This is a genomic window from Faecalibacterium hattorii, from assembly GCF_003287455.1.
GTDB lineage: Bacteria > Bacillota > Clostridia > Oscillospirales > Ruminococcaceae > Faecalibacterium > Faecalibacterium hattorii.
The window spans coordinates 1-5871 of sequence record NZ_PRLC01000029.1; the positions used below are offsets into that span (position 1 = coordinate 1).

The window sequence follows — 5871 nt, forward strand, 5'->3', positions numbered from 1 at the left end:
AGCGGTATTCATTTCCGGCACGGGTAAGCTGCTCGCCCTGTGATTGCAGGAAAGAAACAAGGTCGGCTTGGTTGGCGTGGTCTATCTGTTCTTGGGTGTAATACATGGCTGATACCTCTCTTTCTGTGGTTGAATTGTTCATAGTTTTGATGTAGAATGAAACCGAAAAATCGGAAGTTAGTGAGGTGCTGGATTGTGAATGAAAGAGAAAAAAATATTCACTTATGGTTTGAAATGTGGCTTACAAAACAGGATTTAGGTATTGATAATATTTTTGCAGAAGATGTAATTTATACTGAAAGTTGGGGTCCAAAATATAATAACCGTCAAATCGTAAAACACTGGTTTCAGGAATGGAATACTCGTGGCAAAGTCGTTGCTTGGGAAATCAAACAATTTTTCCACAAAGGAAATCAGACGATTGTGGAGTGGTATTTCAAAAATGAAATGAACAATGGGAGCATAGAGGAATTTGATGGAATTTCCCTGGTTGAATGGACAAAGGATAATAAAATAAAATCATTGAAAGAGTTTGGCTGCAATTTGAATAATTATAATCCTTATGAGCATAGTGACCTGCCCGAATTTAGGGACGAAAGAGCAAGTTGGTTTTAATATTAGCAATCAATAGCGTCCATTTTATCGGAAAACATTTAGGACGGACAGGCAAAACCGCTTGCCCGTCCTTTCCTTTATCGCTCCTGTTCGTGCCGCTTGGCGCGGCTCTGCGCCTGCTCCGGCTGGTCGGCGCGGAGTGCAATATCCACGCATTTGCGGATTTTTTGAAGCTCGGCAACCTCGGCGCGGGTATCTTTCAGTTTGGTATAATCGCTGTCCCTCTGTGTTTTGAGGTCAGCATATTCCTGTTCCCATTCCGCAATAGGCAAGGTCTTTGTTCCTTTCGGCAGATTTGCATGGAGATAGCGACTTGCTGCGTTCCATAGGGTAAGCTCGGCGCGGCGGGCTTCCGCAAACTTCTCCTGTTTTCCTTTCCAGCGGATTTGCCGATACTCGTCCTGTATGGGCTTGTAGGTTTGATAATTTCTGCCGTACTCAATAAGCTTTTGCAGTTCTTTCATGCGCTGCTCGGCGGTTTTCATTCCCTCCCGGATTGAATAGGCTTTATCGCTGACAGAGGAGAGGGCTGCGTCCAGCTCATCAAGATTAGAGATACCATGCTCGGAGAGATAGTTGACCGCTGCCGCTATGGTTTTCAGTTCATCGGCTGTGTGCTGTTGTTGCCAACGCTGCGAATACTTCCGGCTCTTTTCTCTCTGAACGCTCAAATACTTCATCAGCAGATTTGCAAGGCCGGGGGATTGCGGCGGCTGCTTCGGAGCGGTTTCCCACACTTTGAACAGGTCGGCAATCCATTCTTTGAGCTTCCCAATCTGCGCCCGGATTTCCCGGATAAGGCGGTTTGTCTTTTGAATACTGCGGTTCAGTTCGCCTTTCTCGGTGGCGATACCTTTCTTCTCCATCTGGCAAGCCGCCACGCCCATGTGGACGGTGGGTATCTCGTCAATGCCGCGCTCGGCGTTGCTGCGGTGGTCGATACGCTCCGGGCTTCCGTTTCTCTCCAAAAAGTTGTTGGTATAGTCAGCCCATGCCTTGCGCCACAAGAGGGTGTTGTCCTTGTCGTTCCAGCCTGTAAGGTCAATTTTGTGCGTCTTGTATCTGCCGCTTGGCAAGCGGATATGCTCGCCGTTTTCGTCAAGGTCATATTCCTTTTTGGATTTCGCTGCCCACGCGCCGCGCTCGTCAAGGGGGCGCATGGTAAGCATAATATGACAATGGGGGTTGCCGCTGTTGGTGTCGTGGATAACAAAATCCACACACATTCCTCTGGAAACAAATTGAGAGGAACAGTATTCCCGGACAAGCCGGATCTGTTCCTCTCTGGATAATTCTATGGGGAGCGCTGCGTCAATCTCTCTGGCAAGCTGGGCGTTCCCGGCTTTCTCGTAAAGCTCCACGCTGTTCCACAAGGTTGAACGGTCAGCGAATGAGGGCGGTGCGTGGGGCGGCAGCATGATTTCGGTATGAACAACGCCGCCTTTGCGGGTGTAGTCGTGGGTCATTCCGTCCCACTCGTTTGTCAGCTTTTCGCCGCTTCGGTAGGCGGCTGCGGCAACGGCTGATTTGCCTTTTCCTCGGCTCACAATGCCGATGTTCCAATGGTAAATGGCTATGGGTATCACCTCCCGGATAGGATAATAAAACCCTCAAAAATGGTACAGACGCCAAAGGCGGGTGTACTGTTTTTGTGGGTGTGCAGGGATAGCCGCAAAGCGGCGCAAGGGGTGCAGCCCCTTGTTGCGGCAAAGCCGCCATATCGGAGTGCGGGGAAATCTCCCTGTACGGAGATAAGCCCTCGGCAGAGCGCACACGCCCGTAAGGGTGTATAAGTGCGCCCTTAGTGCCTAAGGGATTTTCAGCTTGTCGCTCCCTCGGCTCGTTTTTTCAGATATTCCCGCGCTGGTTCACTCGTCAAGGCGAGCCTAAGAAGTGCTGCGGCTTCCTCGTCGGTCATGTTCTTTGCTTCCGGCACAATGCTTTCAAAAACCGCGCCCCGGACAATAAGGCGGTGGCTGCGCGTTCTGCGTTCCTCTTTGGATAGCTTCTGACGCAACATCTTTTCTCGGTTCTCAAACTGCCGGATTTTCTTCTTTCCGTCCTCAATCTCGGCTTGCAGTTCTTCACGGGTTTTCTCTCTCGGTTTTGTCATGGCTGGTCACTCCTTTCTGCCCGTCGGCATAGAAAAAGGACAGCCGATTTCTCGACTGTCCCTCTGTAATATTTTTTGTGCTTACTTCAATAATTTAATATCTACAAGTTGCTCTGCCCATATCGTTAAAATGGTTGCTGGCTCTCCCGTATACATTACCTCTACACGGTCGCCAAGCGAATAATCCCCGGCAGATTGTCCGTCTGGCAGGTCAATTCCATATACGCTGCTATATTCCGGGGCCTGTTCCTTATCCAAACGAACTCCTATGTGATTTGCGTATGGGTCGATTACAACAATTTCACCTGTGATGGTGTTGACAGAGCCGCTGTTTTGCTGTGCTTTTTCAACTAAGACTTGCAGGCATTTCGCATAATCCTCCATTGAAATATTTTCCGAACTGACCACGAAGGCAACGTCATTTTGCAGAAATTCAGCATAATAGCAATCTGTGCCATTTTCATTTGTGTAGTGGAAAACTGCAAGCTCCCTGCCATTGATTTCTGTAAATTGTAACTCGTCCGCACTTAAATCGAAAACATCTGAAGTGTGCTTAAACACTTTAGAAAGGACGATGTTTATGTCCTGCGTTCCACCAGAATTTCGGAACTCAATAAAATTCCCATCATAATAAATTCCACGATTATCTGTTTGGTAAATACCAAAATCATTGCTCTGGAGTGTAAGGTAGGGAAGCGTTTCTGTAATTGGGAGTGATACATCAAAATATCTGAGCAGTTCTTCATAAGACATTGCGGTATAATCATCTGCCATAAGAGCGATACTTCCACTCGTGGCATTGAGTTCCTTAATTTCATTGAGGTTAAGACTAATACCTTGCTCAGGATTGTCCGACTGATTATCCGGGTTTGTAATGATTGGCGGTTCATATTCTGGCTGCGGCGTAGTTTGACTTGGAAGTTTCCACAAAGTCACAAATGATACTGCTAACACAATAGCGGCACAAGCTGCTAAAGATGTAAACTTTACCCACCCATGCTTTTTACAATGGTAGTTTGCGGCTTCCTCATAATACTTGTCGTTGACTTCGCTCATGGCTTCGGAAAACAATTTTGTGTTCATACTAATACCTCTCTTTCAATCAAATATTGCTTCATCTTCTGGCGGATTAGAGCAAGCCGGACGGATACATTTTTTTCAGAGATACCTACGCGCTTTGCTATATCCGCGTAGGTATCTGCATACGCATAGCGGCGCATGAAGATAACGCGCTCTTTTACGGTCAGCGTATCCAAAAATGCTTCGATGATACGGGCTAACTCTCTGGCTTCAATTTCATCTTCCACGGTTTTTTGGTCTGCGATACAGCCCTCGATTTCCTCTAAGGCAATCGTATAGTGTCCGCTTCGTTTGGCTGCTTCCTTTCTCCAATAGATTTTGAGGGAAATGTTTCGCACTATTTTCACAATGTAACTAAGCAACGGGTTCGGGCGTACCGGGGGAATGGCGTTCCATGCGCCTAAGTAAGCGTCATTGACGCATTCCTCTGCGTCCTGTCGGCTGTTCACGATGTTATACGAGAGGTTGTGGCAGATTTTTCCGTATTTAATGTCCAGCTCCCGTATGGCTTGCTCGGAACGCTCAAAAAATAACTCAATAATTTTTTCATCATCAATCATTGCGCCACCTCCTTTCCGGCTTCACCTATATACTACGGTTTTCGCGGCAAATACTAAATGAAAGAGAAAAGTTTTTCAAAAAAATTATATCATACTTCGCGTGAGATTGCTCGCGGCAGCTTTCGCCGCTTCACTGGCGGCTCTCCGGCGTTCCTCTCTGTATGGAGCGGTCAGACGGAAAGAGAAACGCCACTTGCGGATTTCAAACTCCATGCAGCCCGTGTCCGGGTCTGTGTCGGTCTGGCGGCACTCGCCGGGGTAAGCTGCGGCGTAGGCGGTCAGCCTGTTCTTGAGGGCGGTGTTGTGGGTGCGGATATGGATCAGCGGCTCTTTCTCGTCAAACCAAATGTCGGTAGTCTTTTCCTGCTTCGTAAGCCCTGTTCTCATAAACTCTCCTTTCTGCGCCCCTGTTACGCAATAGGGGCATTTTTCGGGTGTTTTTCTTGGCTCTTGACTTGGGGAAAATGAGGATTTTCAAATAGAAACCGCCCGGACGGGGAGTGTATCGTCGGGGCGGCTGTTATCGCAAGATTTCTGTTTTTTCCGGCTCTTGACCGTCAGACGCGGATAAACGCGAACTGTCGGCAAGTACCAGTTTGAGCAGCTTGTCGCGGAATGTTTCTGTGCTACTGTGATTGAAAAATAACTCCGCAACAATGGTCTGCCCGTTCCTTTGGGTCGTGATGATACTGTCGGGGGTCTGTTCTGCCATAGGCGGCTCCTTTCTCCGGGCGCAAAAGAGGGATTTCCCGTAGTTCGGAAAATCCCTCTTGGTTGACGGTTATTCTGTTTTACTGTGTGGGCTGTGCGGCGGCTGCCTGCGCCTTTCGCCTTGCCCGGTATTCCCGCGCTTTCATGCGGTCATACTCCCGCTGCTTTTCAAGATTTCTCGCCCGGTATTCCCTTGAATAGTTGCGGTGGTAGGCGCGGCTCTTTTCCTTTTTGGCTTCTTCGATTTCCTCACGCATTTGCCGGATTTCCTGCTCGGTCGGCTCTGCAAGCTGTGTCACTTCGTTCTCAAACTTGCCGATATAATTGAAATATATGCTGATGTGCTGGATTGCGTATCTCGCCCTTTTCTGGTCGCGCTCATGCACTTCAATCCGGTTGATAAACTCGTTGAGAATGGCGGGGGTAAGCTCGGTAAAGGCAGCATGGCGTTCCGTCAGCTTCAAAAACTTCTGCGCCCGTCCTCCCGCGTTCTCATAAGCGGATAGCTGCTCTTGGAGCGTGGCAAGCTCCGCTTTCAGCGCGTAGTATTCTTCTGAATACTTCTGCGACATCTGCTCATAGCGGTCTTGCGGGATCGTGCCGAGGGCGTTGTCCTCATAGAGCTTATTCAGCACCTTGTCAATCTGTTCAAGGCGTGTCGTGATTTGCGGAATACGCTTCTGCTGCTTCTTGGTCTGGTCGGTCTGCTGCATGGCAAGGTTCTTTTTCACTAAGGCTTCAAACTCCGCCCGGTTGCTGATAGAATAGTCCTCGATTTTCTTCAGCACTTCC

General features: G+C 48.6%; 8 protein-coding genes. 1 reads left to right on the forward strand and 7 read right to left on the reverse strand.

The features are described from left to right. Positions 1-195: 195 nt before the first annotated feature. Positions 196-615 (forward strand): nuclear transport factor 2 family protein, encoded by a 420-nt coding sequence (locus tag C4N23_RS13420; RefSeq protein ID WP_055059684.1) that lies wholly within the window; start codon positions 196-198, stop codon positions 613-615. A 77-nt stretch (positions 616-692) separates the two neighbouring features. Here the strand turns inward: C4N23_RS13420 and mobQ are convergent, their stop codons facing one another. The 7 genes from mobQ to C4N23_RS13455 all read right to left on the reverse strand — a co-directional run. Beyond that, positions 693-2201: a MobQ family relaxase gene (gene mobQ, locus C4N23_RS13425; protein WP_112146631.1), complete on the reverse strand. Its 1509-nt coding sequence runs from the start codon at positions 2199-2201 to the stop codon at positions 693-695. Between the two features lie 233 nt (positions 2202-2434). Beyond that, the gene (locus C4N23_RS13430; RefSeq protein WP_008982219.1) at positions 2435-2728 is read right to left on the reverse strand and encodes a DUF3847 domain-containing protein; all 294 of its coding nucleotides are present in this window, start codon (positions 2726-2728) and stop codon (positions 2435-2437) included. Positions 2729-2809: 81 nt separating this feature from the next. Continuing rightward, positions 2810-3811 carry a hypothetical protein gene (locus tag C4N23_RS13435; RefSeq protein ID WP_112146633.1) on the reverse strand — a complete coding sequence of 334 codons (1002 nt, stop codon included), beginning with the start codon at positions 3809-3811 and terminating at the stop codon, positions 2810-2812. Beyond that, positions 3808-4368 carry an RNA polymerase sigma factor gene (locus C4N23_RS13440; RefSeq protein WP_112146635.1) on the reverse strand — a complete coding sequence of 187 codons (561 nt, stop codon included), beginning with the start codon at positions 4366-4368 and terminating at the stop codon, positions 3808-3810. Before C4N23_RS13440 ends, C4N23_RS13435 begins: the two co-directional genes overlap by 4 nt. An 84-nt stretch (positions 4369-4452) precedes the next feature. Further along, positions 4453-4755: a hypothetical protein gene (locus C4N23_RS13445; RefSeq protein ID WP_112146637.1), complete on the reverse strand. Its 303-nt coding sequence runs from the start codon at positions 4753-4755 to the stop codon at positions 4453-4455. A 133-nt stretch (positions 4756-4888) separates the two neighbouring features. Further along, positions 4889-5080 carry a transposon-encoded TnpW family protein gene (locus C4N23_RS13450; RefSeq protein ID WP_006060444.1) on the reverse strand — a complete coding sequence of 64 codons (192 nt, stop codon included), beginning with the start codon at positions 5078-5080 and terminating at the stop codon, positions 4889-4891. A gap of 79 nt (positions 5081-5159) precedes the next feature. Then, positions 5160-5871 (reverse strand): DUF4368 domain-containing protein (locus C4N23_RS13455; protein WP_146746492.1); only part of this gene is annotated, 712 nt, incomplete at its 5' end.